The sequence below is a fragment of the Sphingopyxis sp. genome (assembly GCF_035565275.1).
Taxonomy (GTDB): domain Bacteria; phylum Pseudomonadota; class Alphaproteobacteria; order Sphingomonadales; family Sphingomonadaceae; genus Sphingopyxis.
Window position 1 is genome coordinate 1 of sequence record NZ_DATMST010000193.1, and the last position, 16,314, is coordinate 16,314.

The following is a 16,314-nucleotide window of genomic DNA, read 5'->3' on the forward strand; positions in this document are numbered from 1 at the left end:
CTGCGGGCCGGGCGAAGGGCGGGGCTGCATCATGCGGGCGCGTTCGCGCTATGCGCGGCGAGGGCGCCCGGCTTCGGGCCGCCCGTGGCCCAGTCGAGCAGTTCGACCACATGCACGACGGGAATGTCGGTCCCGCCGGCGATCTGGACAGCGCATCCGATATTGGTCGTCGCAATGACGTCGGGGCGCAGCGCCTCGATTTGCTGAACCTTGCGATCGCCGAGCTGCCGCGCGATCGCCGGCTGCAGGATATTATAGGTCCCGGCGGATCCGCAGCACAGATGCGCCTCGGCCGGGGTCCGGACGCTGAAACCCGCATCGCCGAGCAGGGCGGCGGGGAGCGCGCCCGCCTTCTGCCCGTGCTGGAGCGAGCAGGCGGCATGATAGGCGACCGTGAGATGCTGCGCCTTCGCGGGCGGAAGCGTAATTTTCGAGAGAAATTCGCTGACATCCATCGCCAGAGCCGCCGCGCACCTGGCCCGCGATGCATAGACGGGGTCGTCGCGCAGCAGATGCCCGTAATCCTTGACGGTGCTGCCGCATCCCGATGCCGTGACGATGATCGCGGCACACCCGTCCTCGAGCGCCGGCGTCCATGCGTCGATATTGCGCCGCGCGGCTGCGATAGCCGCCTGCTCCTGCCCGAGATGATGCACGAGGGCGCCGCAGCAGCCCTCGCCCGGGGCGAAATGGACGCCATATCCCGCGCGGTGCAGAAGGCGGCTTGTCGCCGCGCGGATGTCGGGCCGGAGGACCGGCTCGGCACAGCCCTGGAGGAGCAGAACACGACCTTTGGAGCCTTGCGTCGAGATGGTTGCTGCGGGCGCGGGCAGGCGGCGCGGTGCGAGCTCGAGCATGGCGACGACCGGGGCAAGCTGCCGAATGCGTTTCAGCAGCGGTACGAACGGGCGCCCGAGCGCCGCCGCGCCGATCGCGCATCGGAAACGCGCGGGATGTGGCAGGATCGATGCCAGCACCCGGCGGATCGCACGATCGATCCACGGCCGCGTGTAGGAGCGTGCAATCCACGCGCGGGCGTGATCGATGAGCCGCCGGTAATCGACGTCGGCGGGGCAGGTCGTCGTGCAGGCGAGGCAGCCGAGGCACCGGTCGACATGCTTCACGGCCGCCGCCGGCGGGGTTCCGCCGCGTTCGAGCATGTCCTTGATCAGATAGATGCGTCCGCGCGGCGAATCGCGCTCGTCGCCGAGCAGCACATAGGTCGGGCAGGTGGCGGTACAGAAACCGCAGCGCACGCAATTGCGGATCACGGCTTCGGAGGCGGCGACATCGGGATCGGCGAGCCGTTCCGCCGTAAAATCAGTCCGCATCGGGCGCCTCCCAGCGAGCGGGGTCGAGAATGGCGGCGGGGTCGAACGCCGTCTTCACGCGCCGCGTGAGCGCGGCGACATCGGGATGAGACGGGTGCAGCGCGGGAAGGCGGCGTCGCAGGTCATCCGGCGCGCGGGTCAGCATCGCCTGCCCTCCGAGCCTGCCGGCATGCTCACGGACCGGAGCCTGATCGGCGTCGCGAGGAAGCGACAGCCAGACGAGCCCGCCCGCCCAATCGTAGAAATGGCGCCCGCCGATTGCTCTCAGCGCTTCGCCGAGTGCCGGGCCTGCCGACGGCGCGACGCAGGCGCGCCAAAGAATGTCTTCACCGGCAAGCGGTGCTGCCTCGCGGATGCGGCGCCACAGGGCATGGCTCTCCTCGCCTTCGATCGCATCGGCGGGGCCGAGAAGGCCGCGCAGCATCCGCGATCGCGCCGCGACCGAAGGGGCGAAACCCTCGAGGCGCAGCGCGGTGATGCCGTCTTCGGGCAAATGCGCCGCCCCGCTCACCTCGGCCGGCGATCCCATGGCCGCCGCCATCGCCTCAACCGCAGCGCGATCCTCGGCGATCCGGAAGAGCAATGTCGCCTCGACTTCGGGCCGGGGCACCACCTTCAGCGTTACCGAGGTCAGGGCCGCAAGCTGTCCCCAGCTTCCCGTCATGAGTTTGGGAAGATCGTAACCGGTGACATTCTTCATCACCGCGGCGCCGCCCTTGAAGCGTTCGCCCCGCCCGGACACGGCCTCGAAAGCGAGCATATGATCGCGTACCGCTCCGGCGGAAAGCCGTCGCGGACCCGAGACGGCGGCCCCGATGATGCCTCCGATCGTTGTACCTCCGGCCCCGCCGGACAGCGCGCCATGATCGAACGGCTCGAATGCGAGCATCTGCCCTTCGCTGGCGAGAAGGCGTTCGACATCCGCGAGGGGGGCCGCTGCGCCAACCGTCAGCAGCAGCTCGGCCGGATCATAGTCGATGACATGGCGAAATGCCGAGAGATCGATCCGGCGGGTTGTTCTGGCCGGGTTCCCGATCGCGCGCTTGCTGGCGCCGCCGACCAGTTCGACCGCTTCGCCGGCAGCGGCGCCCGCGCGGAACAGGTCGCAAAGATCATCGGCGGAAGCGGGAGAGGGGGATGCGGTCATGGTCAGAAACGCGGGAGGTCGGGGAAGGGAAGCTGGCCGCGGTGCACATGCATCCTCCCGAGCTCGGCGCAGCGGTGAAGCACGGGGAACATCTTGCCGGGATTGAGAAGAAGGTCGGGATCGAAGGCGCATTTGACGCGCTGCTGGTGCGCAAGGTCGGTCCCGCTGAACATCACCGGCATAAGGTCGCGCTTCTCGACCCCGACACCATGTTCGCCGGTGAGAGCGCCGCCGACCTCGACGCACAGGCGCAGGATGTCGGCACCGAACGCCTCGGCGCGTTCGAGCTCGCCCGGCTCGTTGGCATCGTAGAGGATGAGCGGATGGAGATTGCCGTCACCGGCGTGGAAGACATTGGCGACGTCGAGATTATAGTGACGGGAAAGCGCGGCCATCCGCGACAGCACTTCGGGCAAGCGCCGGCGCGGAATGCTGCCGTCCATGCAATAATAATCGGGCGCGAGGCGGCCGACCGCGGGGAAGGCGGCCTTGCGGCCCGCCCAGAAGGCCAGCCTTTCCTCCTCGCTTTGCGAAACGCGCAGGCTCTGCGCGCCATTTTCCTTCGCGATCGCCGACACCCGCTCGGCGAGATGCCGGCATTCGGCGGCGACGCCGTCGAGTTCGACGATGAGAAGCGCTTCGGCGTCGAGCGGGTAGCCGGCGCCGACAAAGGCTTCGGCGGCGTGAATGGCCGCGCGGTCCATCATTTCCATCCCCGCCGGGATGATCCCGGCCCCGATGACCGCGGCGACACAGGCTCCGGCGGCTTCGGCGCCCGGGAAGCCGATGAGGAGCGCGCGGGCGGTTTCGGGGCGCGGCAGGATGCGCACCGTCACTTCGGTGACGATGCCGAGCAGGCCTTCGGAACCGAGGACAACCCCGAGCAGATCGAGCCCGCCGGGATCGAGGTGGCGTCCGCCGAGCCTTATGATCGTGCCGTCGATCAGCACGAGTTCCGCGCCGAGCACATTGTTCGCGGTCAGCCCATATTTGAGGCAGTGCACGCCGCCGCTGTTCTCGGCGACATTGCCGCCGATCGAGCAGGCGATCTGGCTCGATGGATCGGGCGCATAATAGAAGCCGCGTTCGCTCACCGCGTCGGTGACCGCAAGATTGGTGACGCCCGGCTGGACCACCGCGATCCGGTCGTCATAATCGACATGGAGGACCCTGTTCATCCGCGCGAGGACGAGAAGCAGGCCGTCGGCGAGCGGCAGGGCGCCGCCCGACAGCGATGTTCCCGACCCGCGGGGGACGATCTTGATCCGATTTGCGTGGCACCAGGCGGCGATCTGCGCCACTTGCGCGCTCGTTTCGGGCAGCACGGCGATGAGCGGCGGCTGGCGGTAGGCTGTCAGCCCGTCGGTCTCATAGACGCGCAGTCCGTCGGCATCGTCGATGACCCCGTCTCCCGGGACGATCGCACGCATTGCGCGGGCGATCTCGTCGCGGCGCGCGATCGCGCCCTCGTCCGGCATCGGCATGCGCAAGGTCATGAGCGGCGGCCATGTGCTTTTCGTCGCGCCAGCCGGCCCGGCAATGCTACGCCGCCACGGCAATCCGGTTTGCAATCGGGCGAGGTCGGCGAATCGGCGGCGGGTCCGTCCGACGGGAACAGGGGGACGCAAGCAGCAAGCGCATCAGCGAGGCGAGGGCGGGTCATGCGTCTTTTCATAATATGAACGGTGTTGACATTAAAGTGCAAAAATATAATCATCGTTCACATGGAGAGAGAGCATCCTTGGAGCCGCTATTAGGGGGAATTTTGATGCGTGTGACTTTCGGTAAAAAGACGCTTCTTCTCACGGGCTTGGCCGCCGGTGCGATTTTGTCGGTGCCCGCCGGGGCACAGGAATCGGGGGAGGGCGGCGTGTCGCCGCCGGCGGCATCCGCCTACGACGAAACGATCGTCGTCACCGCGCGCCGCCGCGACGAGACGCTCTTCGAAACGCCCTCCACCGTCACGGCGGTCAGCGGCCAGACGCTGCGCGACAGCGGCGTATCGGACATCCAGTCGATCATCGCGCTGACCCCCAATGCGGTCATCCAGAGCGACCCGTCGAACTTCAACACCTACATCAATATCCGCGGCATCCGTCAGTCGGACGTACAGGCCGAACCCAATTTCGGCCTCTACCGCAACGGCATTTTCAATGGCGGCCAGCGCAGCAACCTCGGCCCGATGGTCGACGTCGAGCGCGTCGAAGTCCTTCGCGGTCCGCAGGGCGGCCTCTATGGCCGAAGCGCGGTCGGGGGCGCGGTCAATGTCGTCTACGCGATGCCGAAGGACAAGCTCGGCGGCTATGCGTCGGCCCGATACGGCCGCTATCAGCGCGCCGAACTCGAAGGCGCCATCAATCTTCCCGTGAGCGACGATTTCGCGCTTCGCGCGGCGGGTTGGTTTTTCGACCAGAACAAGGGTGAATTCTACAACGTCACCCTTGATCAGGAGGTCGACAAGAGCCGCAGCAGCGGGGTCCGGCTCAGCGCGCGTTACGCGCCGGGCGATGATCTCGAAATCCTCTGGTCGGGCGAATATTCGCGTGGCAGCGGGCCGGCGACGCGAAGCTTCGCGCCTGACGGTGTCACCAATTTCCTCGTAACGAGCGCGCCCGAAACCCCGCGCACGATCGCCCGCGACACGCCGTCCCACAGCCGGTCGCGGACCTATTATCTGTCGCAGACGATCAACTATGACAGCGACATCGGCCGGTTCAGCCTGCTCGCCGCCTACCGCAACTACAAGCTGACCGGCACCGACGACCAGGACGGCACCGCCATTGCGCCGACCGACGCCCCGCTCGCGCTCCGCCAGCGGCTCGACCGCGCCGAGGGCATCAAGAACGGCTATGTCGAAGCGCTCTGGTCGTCGAACGGCGACGGCCCGCTGGGCTGGATCGCGGGCGCGTCCTATTTTCGCGAGCGCTTCGATTTCTCGCGCATCATCACGACGACGATGGATTTCGATGCGCTGGCCGACCCGGTCAACGCGACGATTGCCTGCGGGGCCTTGCTCGGCGGCTCCTTCACGCCCGGCGACCCGACCTGCCAGACGATTCCGGGCGGGCCGAGCGTGGCCTTCGTCACCAGTCCCTTTCCGGCAATCGGGGTGCGCTCGGGGCAGGGCGGGCTGCCGTCGCTCGGCTCGCAGATCAATACCGAGGCCTTCTCCGCCTTTGCCGAACTGACTTACGACATCGGCGACGCGCTCAGCGTGACCGGCGGGCTGCGCTACACACACGACATCAAGAAGCTCGATTATGATCAAAGCGGCCTGGCCGTCGATCCGCTTTCGGATGCCTATCTCTCGGCTCTGTTTGCGAACGTGCTGCCGGCTTATTCGCTCAAGGTACGCAGGACCTTCGACAATTGGGCGCCGAGCCTGAATATCCGGTACCAGGCCAGTCCCTCGGTCAATCTTTATGCCAATTATTCGACCGGTTTCCGGCCAGGCGGCTTCAACACCACATCGACGACGCCCCAGTTCGTTCCCTATGACCAGGAAGATGCGAGCAACTATGAGCTCGGTTTCAAGGGCTTGTGGATGAATGGCAAGCTCGGTTTGAACCTCGCCTTCTTCTACATGACGCAAAGCAATCTCGTTCTCTCGCAGAACGATCCGATCGCGCCGCCGCAGTTCGGCTTCTCCTATCTCGCCAATGTCGGCGACGCGCGCACCTGGGGGCAGGAAGCGGAACTGTTCGCACGGGTCGCCAACGGGCTCGATGTCGCGGTCAGCGTCGGCCATCTCGACGCCAAGTTCACCGGCGGAGCGTCGAACGGTGTCTCGGTGAAGGGCAGTCTCATTCCTTTCTCGCGGGAATGGACGCTGAATGGCCGGATCGCTGCGGAGGTTCCCGTATCGAATCGTGTGAACTTCGTGGCCAATGCCAATTGGCGGCTCGAGTTCGGCGGCGTCCTGCTGGACCAGATCGACTACGAGAATCTCAGCAAGCTCGATCTCACCGCCGGCTTCAAGTTCGGCGACGTACGCGTCGTCGGATATGTCAACAACCTGTTCAATGACCGTGTGGTCGAATTCATCTTCGGCAATGGCCTGCAGTCGCTCTCGCGCGGCCGGACCTATGGCGCGGAGGTTTCCTTTACCTTTTAGAAGCGGGGGGGCGGGCGGGAGCATCTGCTCCTGCCCTTCACCTTGGATCAGCCCTCGCGAAGCTCGGCAACCGCTGTTCCGTCGACGAAGCTGCGCACCACATCCTCGACGAACTGGGTAACACTGCCGCCGTCGCCGTCGGAGAATTCGATCTGGTTTTCGCTAATGTTGCGTGCGAGCCCGTACATCAGGCAGAAAAGGCCATAGCCCACTGGTAGTCGGGCATGGCTGAGTGCGCGGTCGCCCGGCACATAGCGCGGTTCGCGATAGACGAATTCGACAAGCTGGGCGAAAGCGGCATCGCTTGCCTGCCGGAAGCGGTCGTGCGTAAAGCTGCCGGGCACCTGGCCGAACATGATGCGGAACAATTGTTTCTCGCGGATCGCGAATTCAACGAAATCGAGCGTTGTTGCGACGAGCGCGTCGATGCGGTTGTCGGCCTTCTTGATCAGCTTGGCCTGCGCCCGCCTGCGCGTGTCGAATGCGTCGGCGGCAATGTCGAGGAACAGCTGATCGAGGCTGGCGAAATGATTATAGAAATTCCCCGGCGTGACGCCGACCTCGCGCGCGAGCCGGCGAACCGATACATCCTCGAAGCGCTCGGTTTTCAGTATCTTGCGTGCGGCCGCAATCAAATCGTCCGCGACATTACCCTTGTGATAGGCGCGCGTCGCGCCAGCAGCTTCTCCCACGGTCCGGCATCCTTTCAAACTTCGGTCGTTCCTAATGGAGAAACGCCGGTCAGTCGACTGCCATGAACAGTATATCCGCTTGCGGCCGGGCGGCTTTCGGGATGCCGGCCGGCTGCTCGAGACCTTTTTACATCGCGTCCCGCCCAACGCCGCTTTGCGCTCCTGCGCGCCGGCCGCGGAGCGGGCCCTATTTCAGCAAGTTCAGATCGATCGCGCGGGCGATCGCCGCATAGCCGGCATCCGACGGGTGGACGCCGTCGCCGCTGTCGAAGAGCGGCGCCAGCTGCGAGGGCTTTTCCGGATCGGCCGCGAGCCGGTCGAGATCGATCACCCCGTCGAACAGCGGCGTGGTTCGCATCCAGGCATTCACCGCTTTGCGAATCCCGTCGCCTTCGGCCGAATGATAGTTCGGACCGGCCTTTCCATAGGGGAGCAGGGTGACGGCGAACAAACGGATTCCCTTCGCGCGGACCCGTTGCGCGATTTGCGTATAGGCGGAAATCATGTCGCTTGGCGACGGGACTTGCTGCTTTGCGGAAACCGGCATGCCGATATCGTTGATGCCGACAAAAAGGACGAGGCCGCGTACATTGGGCTGCGAGAAGACGTCGCGATCGAGCCGTCCCGGCGCGGAGATTCCGGCGCCGCTGCTCAGCAGGCGATTGCCGCCGATCCCCTCGTTGACGATGCCGATATCGGTCATGCCGGCCGCCTGCAGGCGTTCTGCCAATATGTCCGGCCATCGCCGGTTGGCGTTAAATGTCGAGGCCGCGCCGTCGGTGATCGAATCGCCAAGTACCACGATCGTTCCCGCGCGCGGCGAAGCCGAGGCGACCTCGACGCCGCTGACGATATAGCGAATGGAACTCGGCAGCGGCGCGGTCAGTTCGGGCTTGTCGGTTTCGTTCCTTGCCGACATCCAGGTCCAGTTGTGGCCAAATCCATGTGCGGTGACATGGGGAACCGGCCCGGGGACATAGATGCTGATCGCAAGCTCGGCGAGACCTTCCACCGGCAAGGCCACCGCATCGCTGACCAGCGCAGCGCCCGCGGCGATCATGGCGGTTCCCGTTCCACCAAAGGTCACCGGGCGATCGGTGCCCGGAACGATCTTTCCATCGCGAAACAGGGCGACGCGGACCGAACCCAGGCGGAGCGGGACGCTGCCAAGTTCGTTCGACAGGCGAAGCCGGACGGCGGATCCCCCTGCCGACAGGCGGACATGCGTCCGAATGGTCGCATCATAGATCGGAAATGCCGCCGGGTTTGCGACCGCGCCGGCCAGATCGGTGGGAGATGCCCCCCAGCTTCCGATCCAGCGCTCGGTCGATTTCGCGTCCGCCGGGCTGGCGGCCAGAACGGCCAGGGCGGCGATCAGCGGCCCGATGCCTTTTATCCAGCGCAATCTGCGATCCTTCCAGTCTGGAGAGTGGTGGCCGACCCGGCGCGCCGGCTCAATCGGTGGGTACCAGCAGCCCGTGGCGCGCGAGGATGGCCTGCACCTTCGCGACCGGCAGCCCCGGGCAGGCATAATCGTCGCGCCCGACCATCGTCTCGTTGCCGAAAATGCTGTTCATGATCGCTTCGTGGGTCGCCTCGATCGCCGCCTCGTAGAAGGGCGTCATGCCTTGCTCGCCGACATAGGCGGCGTTGACGATCCCCTCATGCTGTTCGACCGCGTCGCTGTTGGCGGTCGAAAAGGCGAGAAACAGATCGCCCGATTCATTCGATGCGACGCCGCCCGAGCGGGCGATACCGAAGGCCGCCCGGCGCGCCACGCGGCGGAGCTGGTGCGGCATCATCGGGGCATCGGTCGCGACGATGCCGATGATCGAACCGTCGTCGGGGGCTTCCTCGGTGCCGGTCGGTATCTCGAGGCCGATCGGCAGACCGGCGAGCGTGAAGAGGCGGCGCTTGCCGAAGTTCGACTGGACGAACGCTCCGACTGTATAGGTCTTGCCGTCGAACTCGACCGCGCGCGACGCCGTTCCCGAGCCCCCCTTGAACTCGTAGCAGCGCATGCCGGTGCCGCCGCCGACGCTGCCTTCCTCGATCGGTCCGCTCCGCGCATCCTCGAACGCGGCGATGACATGCTCTTCGCGGACATGATGGCCGTTGACGTCGTTCAGCGGGCCGTCGTGGGTTTCGGCGGCGACCGGCAACCAGAAGGGCTGATCATTCTTCTCGCCCGGGCGTAGCCGCGAGAACAGCCATTTCGCGGTCACGTCGCGCGCGAGACCGCAGCTGTGCGTGTTGGTGATCGTGATCGGCCCGTCGAAACGCCCGCGTTCGTCGATGAAGGCCGTGCCCGACATTTCGCCGTTTCCGCTCATGCTGAACCAGCCGGCATAGGCACCGGCGTTGGCGCGTTCGCGGCCGTGCGGAAAGATGGCAGTGATGCCGGTGCGCACGGGCCCCTGTCCGACGACGAGCGGGCCCGATCCCTCGATCAGCGTGCAATAGCCGACTTCGATGCCGGGCACATCAGTAATCGCGTTCCACGGCCCGGGCGTGCCGACGAAGGGAACGCCTGCACCGCGTGCGCGCAGCTTGCCTCCGGGAGTGTGGTAATGCGGCGTGCTCATGCAGTTTTCTCCTTGATCGTGCGAAGTGCGGCGAGACTTTCTTCGATGAGGCGGTCGATGTCGGTTTCGGTCATCGCGGTGGACAGGACGATAAAGCCCTGCGGCGCGATGATGAATCCGCGCTCGAGCATTTCGCGGAAGAAAAGTTCGGCCCTGATGCCGGCGTCGGGATATCCTCCCATGGCCGCGGCGACATCACGGTAGGTCGCAATCTCGGCCTCGAGATGGAAAAGGCTGATCATCGACGTGGCGCCCCCGACCATGCCGGAGACGCCGGCGATCGTCAGTGCCTGCCGAAGCCCGGAACGCAGCCGCTCACCGAGCGCCGAAAGACGGTCGAAGGCGGGCTCGTCGAAAAGCCGCATCGCCGCGACGCCCGCCGCCATCGTCAGCGGATTGGCGTTGAAGGTTCCGCCATGCGCGAGCTTCGCCGAGCCGCGCGGATCGAACAACTCGTCCATGATCCCGGCCTTGCCGCCCACCGCGCCGATCGGAAGACCGCCGCCGATGATCTTTCCCATCGCCGTGAGGTCGGGGATGACCCCGGTCGCGCCCTGCGCGCCGTGGAAGCCGAGCCGCAGGCTATAGACCTCGTCGAAGATGAGGAGCGCGCCGAGCGACCGCGTTTCCTCGCGCAGCATCGCGAGATATTCGGGCGTTGCGGCGGCATAGCCGAGATTCTTGACCATCGGGTCGACGATCACACCCGCAAGCGTGTCGCCGTGCGCGCGCAGGATCGCCCGTGCCGCCTCGACCCGGTTCATCGGCAGAATGACCGTATCGGCCGCGGTGCCGGGCCCGGTTCCCGCGGGCGCCACGCTCGCCGGCGCGTCGGGATCGCCCCATTGGGCCGGATCGGGCGACACGCTGATCCCCGCGGTCCCGTCGCTGCCATGATAGGCGCCTTCGATCTTCGCGATCTTCGGGCGGCCCGTGAAAGCGCGCGCCGCCTTGATCGCGAACATCACGCCCTCGGTCCCCGAGTTGGCGAAACGGATGCGCTCGACCCCCGGAAGCCGCTCGCAGACGATTTCGGCAAGCTCGATCTCGCGCTCGGTCGGCATCGCGATCGAGGTGACGAGCCCTGCCTGTTCGCGGATCGCCGCGACGATCTCGGGATGATTATGGCCGTGGATCAGCGACGAATAATTGTTGATGCAGTCGATCCGCTCGACCCCGTCGACATCCCAGACGCGCGCGCCCGCGGCGCGCGCGGCATAGAGCGGGTGGGGCGGGAAGAAGATGGTGTGCCGCGAGTTACCCCCCGGCATCACTTCAAGCGCGCGCTTGTAAAGTGCGGAGGACAAAAGCCCTCCTTCGGTATGGACCGTCATCCTTCTTTCTCCCCTGTTTCCGCCTTGAGCCTCGCCCGCAGCAGCTTCTTGTCGATCTTGCCCAGCGTCACCCGCGGGAAATCGTCCACGACATGGATCTCACGCGGGACCTTGAAGTCGGCGAGCTGCGCACGGCAGCTCGCCAGCAGATGCTCGCTCGGGTCGCTGCCCGGATCGATCGGAAGCACGAAGGCGACGGGCACCTCGTCGAGCATCGGATCGGGCTTGCCGACGACCGCTACCTCGACGATGCCGCCGGCGCCCATCAGGACGCGCTCGATCTCGGCCTCGGCGACATTTTCGGCGCCGACGCGCAGCATATCCCGCTCGCGGCCTTCGAAACGCACATGGCCGTCGGCAAAAGCGGTGACGCGGTCGCCCGTCTCGAACCAGCCTTCGGAATCGAAGGAGGCAGCGGTCGCCTCGGGATTGTTCAGATATTCGGCGAAAAGCGAGAGACCCGCGATCCCGCGCAGCCAGAGCATGCCGCTCTCGCCAAATCCGGCGAGGCCGCCGTCCTCGCTTCGCACCTCGACCTCGTAACCCGGCGCCACGGTACCCATGCTCATCTCGCGCCCGGGAAGGCCGGTGACGGTGACGAGCGGCAGGCCGACGGTTTCGGTCATCCCGAACCAGCCGATGCACGGGATGCCGAAAGTCTCGATGACGATGCCCGGATTGAAGGCGCCGAGGCCCCAGCGCGTGACGCTGTGCCGCGCCGGTATCGGCTGGCCGAACAGCGCCTTCAGCATGAAGGGGATCTGTACGCCCCAAGTGCAGCCATGTTCGACAAGGCACGGCCAATAGCGGGTCGCCGAGAAGCGCGGCTGGACCACGAGGGTCGCGCCGGCCCAGAGCGTCGCGAGATGTGAATAGCAAAGCGCGTTGGTGTGGAAGAGCGGAAGGCAGCTGTGGCCGATGTCGTCGGGGCCGATGCCGCAGGCGATCGCGTTCGTCCGCGCGCCCCACAAGGCATTGGCGTGCGTCCACACGACCCCCTTCGGCCGGGCGGTCGTTCCCGATGTATATTGGACGCTTCCGAACGCCATCGGTTCGGGCGGGCGCCGCGAGACCGGAGTCCCTTCGAGAAGGCTTTCGAACCGGATCGCGGCGTCGCTGCGCGGAGCCGCCGCCGTCTCGCCGGGATCATGCGCGATGACCGCAATTTGCTCGATCCCGCTGGCGGCCTCGCGCAGCAGCGGCTCGAACGCCGGCTGGGTGATGGCGAAGCGCGCACCGCAATTCGCGGCATAATAAGCGAGCTCGTCGCGCGCGGACCGAATGTTGGTCGTCACGACGATGGCTCCGAGCCAGGCGCAGGCGTGCCAGGCGAGCAGGAATTCGGCACAATTGCCCATGTGGAGGAGGACGAAATCGCCCTTGCGCACCCCGCGCGCGGCGAGGCCGCCCGCGAGGCGCGTCACGGCGCCATGGAAGCGGCCGTAGGTCCAGCTTTCCGCTTCGCGGTCGAAAGGCGCCGCGATCAGGAAGACCTTGTCGGGATGCGCGGCGGCGCGCGCCTCGAGAAGCCAGGGAATGTCCTGCCCGGTAAAGGGATGAAGCTTTCCGGGGCGGATGCTGGTGGGTGCCGACATGGCGAGCTCCTCTCTCTCTTTCTGTTCTTTTCTCTTCGGCGATCAGTCTGCGGCGCGGAGCGCCGCGCGCAGCGTCTCGGCGGCCCGGTCGATGTGGCCGCGTTCGACGATGAGCGGCGGCGAAAGCGCGAGGATGTCGCCCGTCACGCGTGTCAGCAGGCCGCGCGCGAAGCAGTCTTCGAATATGGCGAACCCGCGTGTGCCCGGGCCGCGCGGCCCGGGCTCGAGTTCGATTCCGGCGACAAGGCCGTCGGTGCGGATGTCGATCACATGGGGTTCGCCGCGCAGCGCGTGAAGCGTGTCGGCCCAATAGGGAGCGATCGCCGCGGCGTGGGCGAAAAGCTGCTCGCGCTCGTAAATGTCGAGCGTCGCCAGCATCGCCGCCGCCGCGACCGGATGCCCCGAATAGGTATAGCCGTGGAACAGTTCGATGCCGTCGGGCGCGCCGGCGAAGATCGCGTCGCGGATCGACCCCGCCATGACGACCGCGCCCATCGGCACGACCCCGTTCGTCAGGCCCTTCGCCATCGTCATGAGGTCGGGCGTGACCCCGTAGCGCTGGGCCGCGAACGGGGCGCCCAGCCGCCCGAAACCGGTGATCACCTCGTCGAAGATGAGGAGAATGCCATGCGCCGAACAGATGGCGCGGAGGCGTTCGAGATAGGCTTTGGGCGGAATCAGAACGCCGGTCGACCCCGCGACGGGTTCGACGATCACCGCGGCGATGCTGTTCGCGCCATGCGCCTCGATCAGCCGCAGCAGGTCGTCGGCCCGCTCGGCGCCGAACTCGGGCTGGCCCCGGCTGTAAAGATTGCGCTCGGGGTCGTGCGTGTCGACGAGATGGTCGACCTCGGCGAGGAGCGGGCCGAACTGTTCCTTGTTGCGCGCGATGCCGCCGACCGAGAGGCCGCCGAAGTTGACGCCGTGATAGCCGCGGTTGCGGCCGACGAGGCGGTTGCGCTGCGGCTCGCCGCGGGCGGCATGATAGGCGCGCGCGATCTTGAGCGCGGTGTCGACCGACTCGGATCCCGAGTTGGTGAAGAAGACCGTATCGATGCCGTCGGGCAGGATATCGGTCAGCCGCTCGGCAGCGGCGACCGTATAGGGATTTCCCATCTGGAACGCGGGCGCATAGTCGAGCGTGAGAAGCTGCCGCGAGACCGCGTCGGCGATCTCCTGGCGGCCGTGCCCGGCGTTGACGCACCAGAGCCCCGCGACCGCATCGAGTATCTCGCGGCCGGCGGTGTCGCGATAGAAGATTCCTTCGGCTTCAGCGAGGATTCGGGGCGACGCGGCGAAAGCGCGGTTCGCGGTGAAGGGCATCCATAATGCGCTCATTTCACTCCCTTTGGTTCGAAGGCGGCTGCCTGTTGCATAATATGAACGTTGTATATATACGATGTTCTCCAGTCAACGACATTGCGGGCAGGGGGATATGGCGGCAGGCAAGGGCGATATTTTCGACCGGAAGGCGATTGCCGCGGTTCTGCCGCGCATCGACATGGTCGCGGCGCTCGAGCCCGCTTTCGCCGCGCTGTCGGCCGGCGGGGCGCAGCTGGCGGCCGTCGGCGAACTGCTCTTCAGCGACCCGCCGGGCGATGTGCATGTCAAGGCCGGCCATATCGCGGGCGACGCGCATTTCGTCGTGAAGGTCGCGAGCGGTTTTTACGACAATGGCCGCCTCGGGCTGCCTTCGAGTTCGGGCCTGTCGCTCCTCTTCGATGCGCGAACGGGCGGTCTGTCGGCGATATTGCTCGACGACGGGATGCTCACCGACGAGCGGACCGGGGGCGCGGGCGCGGTCGCGGCCAAATATCTCGCGCCCGCCGATCCCCTGTGCATCGGTATCCTCGGTGCCGGGATCCAGGCCGAGCAGCAGCTTCGCCATCTGCTCCCGGTGACCGGCTGCCGGTCGGCGCTGATATGGGCGCGGCGCGCCGACGCCGCCGAAGCGCTTGCGGAGCGCGCGCGCCAGATGGGATATTCGGCCGTCGTCGCGGAGTCGCCGGCCGCGCTTGCCGCGCAGTGCCGGCTGATCGTGACGACGACGCCTTCGGCCGTGCCGCTCCTCGACGATTGCGACATCATGCCCGGCACGCATATCACCGCGGTCGGCGCCGACGGCGATCACAAGGCCGAGCTGTCGGACGCGCTGATCGAACGCGCCGACCTTCGCGTCGCCGACAGCATCGCGCAATGCCGCGAGCGCGGCGAATTCCGGCGTTTGTCCGAGGCGGCGACGCTCGTCGAGCTTGGCGATGTCATTGCCGGGCGCGCGCATGGCCGGACCGCGCCCGACCAGATCACCATTGCCGATCTGACCGGCGTCGCGGTGCAGGACGCCGCGATTGCCAAGGCCGTGGTTTCCGCTCTTCAGCACCAACAGGATTGAGACGATGGCCTTTGAAACATTCCAGCTCGAACGCAACCAGTCGCTTTACGAGAATGAGGTCGAGATCAACCTCACCGAGAGCGGCGTCGAACCGCTGACGCTCGCCGAGCTCCTGACGCCCGAACAGCGCGCCGCGCTGCTCGATATCCGGCTTGGCTATAATTATACCGAGGGAACTCCCGAGCTTCGCGACGCGATCGCGACCTGGTATCCCGGCGCCGGTGCGGACAATGTCCTTGTCACCGCCGGCACCGCCGAGGCGAATTTCATCACCTATTGGACGCTGATGCGCCCGGGCGATGCGATCGCGATGATGCTCCCCAATTTCATGCAGTTTTCGGGGCTCGCGGCGGCCTTCGGTCATGAGGTGCGGCCCTTTTCCTACCGTCTGACCGACGCGGGATGGGAGCTCGATTTCGACGCGCTCGAAGCGGCGCTCGCCGACGGCAAGGTCCGTATCCTCGCGCTCGTGAATCCGAACAATCCGACCGGAACCGTGATGCGCGAGGAGGAAATGCGGCGCATCGTCGCGCTTGCCGACAAGGCGGGCGCCTGGATCGTTTCGGATGAAATCTACCGCGGTTCCGAACTCGACGACCGCCCCGAGACGCCGACCTTTTACGGCCTCGGCGACCGCATCGTCGTCACGTCGAGCACCTCGAAGTCGCTCGCGCATGCGGGGCTGCGGCTCGGCTGGACGGTGGCGCCCGAAGCGCTCGTCGCCGAGCTGATGGAACGGCAGGACTATACCACGATCGGAACGGGGCCGATGAACCAGTTCGTCGCCGCGCGGCTGCTCGAGCCCCAAGGGCGCGCGCGGATCCTGTCGCGCACGCGCTCGATCATCGCCGCCAATCTGCACATCATCGAGGCGTGGATCGGGCGCTGGAACGGACGCCTTTCCTATCGGCGACCCGATGCCGGCGGCATGGCGTTCGTCCGCTACGACTGGCCGATCGGTTCGGCCGAACTCAGCCGCATTGCGCGCGAACGCGAGAGCGTCTTCGTGGTCGCGGGGGAATGGTTCGGAATGGACGGCCATCTCCGAATCGGAACCGGCGGCGAGCCCCATGTGCTCGAGGAGGGGCTGGCCCGGCTCGATCGGCTGTTCGCGACGCTCTAGC

The 16,314-nt window shown here is 66.3% G+C and carries 12 protein-coding genes; 3 read left to right on the forward strand and 9 right to left on the reverse strand.

Going from position 1 to position 16,314, the window contains the following annotated elements:
• Positions 1-29: 29 nt before the first annotated feature.
• The 3 genes from glcF to VN047_RS13755 are packed head-to-tail and all read right to left on the reverse strand — an operon-like array spanning position 30 to position 3,974.
• Positions 30-1,331 carry a glycolate oxidase subunit GlcF gene (gene glcF, locus VN047_RS13745; protein ID WP_325543587.1) on the reverse strand — a complete coding sequence of 434 codons (1,302 nt, stop codon included), beginning with the start codon at positions 1,329-1,331 and terminating at the stop codon, positions 30-32.
• Positions 1,321-2,478 carry an FAD-binding protein gene (locus VN047_RS13750; protein ID WP_325543589.1) on the reverse strand — a complete coding sequence of 386 codons (1,158 nt, stop codon included), beginning with the start codon at positions 2,476-2,478 and terminating at the stop codon, positions 1,321-1,323. The genes glcF and VN047_RS13750 overlap by 11 nt, the downstream gene beginning before the upstream one ends.
• 2 nt (positions 2,479-2,480) lie before the next feature.
• On the reverse strand, positions 2,481-3,974 hold the full coding sequence (locus VN047_RS13755; RefSeq protein ID WP_325543591.1) for an FAD-linked oxidase C-terminal domain-containing protein: 1,494 nt from the start codon (positions 3,972-3,974) through the stop codon (positions 2,481-2,483).
• Between the two features lie 272 nt (positions 3,975-4,246).
• Here VN047_RS13755 and VN047_RS13760 point away from each other — a divergent pair, with 272 nt between their 5' ends.
• The gene (locus VN047_RS13760; RefSeq protein WP_325543593.1) at positions 4,247-6,592 is read left to right on the forward strand and encodes a TonB-dependent receptor domain-containing protein; all 2,346 of its coding nucleotides are present in this window, start codon (positions 4,247-4,249) and stop codon (positions 6,590-6,592) included.
• Between the two features lie 47 nt (positions 6,593-6,639).
• On the opposite strand, the gene VN047_RS13765 is transcribed toward VN047_RS13760, so the two are convergent.
• The 6 genes from VN047_RS13765 to VN047_RS13790 all read right to left on the reverse strand — a co-directional run bounded on the left by VN047_RS13765 (position 6,640) and on the right by VN047_RS13790 (position 14,136).
• Positions 6,640-7,284 carry a TetR/AcrR family transcriptional regulator gene (locus tag VN047_RS13765; protein ID WP_325543594.1) on the reverse strand — a complete coding sequence of 215 codons (645 nt, stop codon included), beginning with the start codon at positions 7,282-7,284 and terminating at the stop codon, positions 6,640-6,642.
• A 187-nt stretch (positions 7,285-7,471) separates the two neighbouring features.
• Positions 7,472-8,689, reverse strand: a complete 1,218-nt coding sequence (locus tag VN047_RS13770) for an SGNH/GDSL hydrolase family protein (RefSeq protein ID WP_325543596.1) — start codon at positions 8,687-8,689, stop codon at positions 7,472-7,474.
• Positions 8,690-8,738: 49 nt separating this feature from the next.
• Positions 8,739-9,869 (reverse strand): P1 family peptidase, encoded by a 1,131-nt coding sequence (locus VN047_RS13775; protein WP_325543598.1) that lies wholly within the window; start codon positions 9,867-9,869, stop codon positions 8,739-8,741.
• Positions 9,866-11,176, reverse strand: coding sequence for an aspartate aminotransferase family protein (locus VN047_RS13780; protein ID WP_325543600.1), 1,311 nt, complete (start codon positions 11,174-11,176; stop codon positions 9,866-9,868). Before VN047_RS13780 ends, VN047_RS13775 begins: the two co-directional genes overlap by 4 nt.
• A gap of 23 nt (positions 11,177-11,199) precedes the next feature.
• The gene (locus VN047_RS13785; RefSeq protein WP_325543602.1) at positions 11,200-12,798 is read right to left on the reverse strand and encodes an AMP-binding protein; all 1,599 of its coding nucleotides are present in this window, start codon (positions 12,796-12,798) and stop codon (positions 11,200-11,202) included.
• Positions 12,799-12,840: 42 nt separating this feature from the next.
• Positions 12,841-14,136, reverse strand: coding sequence for an aspartate aminotransferase family protein (locus tag VN047_RS13790; RefSeq protein WP_325543604.1), 1,296 nt, complete (start codon positions 14,134-14,136; stop codon positions 12,841-12,843).
• A gap of 97 nt (positions 14,137-14,233) precedes the next feature.
• Between VN047_RS13790 and VN047_RS13795 the strand changes: the two genes are divergently transcribed.
• Both VN047_RS13795 and VN047_RS13800 read left to right on the forward strand, forming a co-directional pair.
• Positions 14,234-15,190 (forward strand): hypothetical protein, encoded by a 957-nt coding sequence (locus tag VN047_RS13795; protein ID WP_325543606.1) that lies wholly within the window; start codon positions 14,234-14,236, stop codon positions 15,188-15,190.
• Between the two features lie 4 nt (positions 15,191-15,194).
• Entirely contained in the window at positions 15,195-16,313 is a 1,119-nt protein-coding gene (locus tag VN047_RS13800; RefSeq protein WP_325543608.1) for an aminotransferase class I/II-fold pyridoxal phosphate-dependent enzyme, read from the forward strand.
• Position 16,314 lies beyond the last annotated feature (1 nt).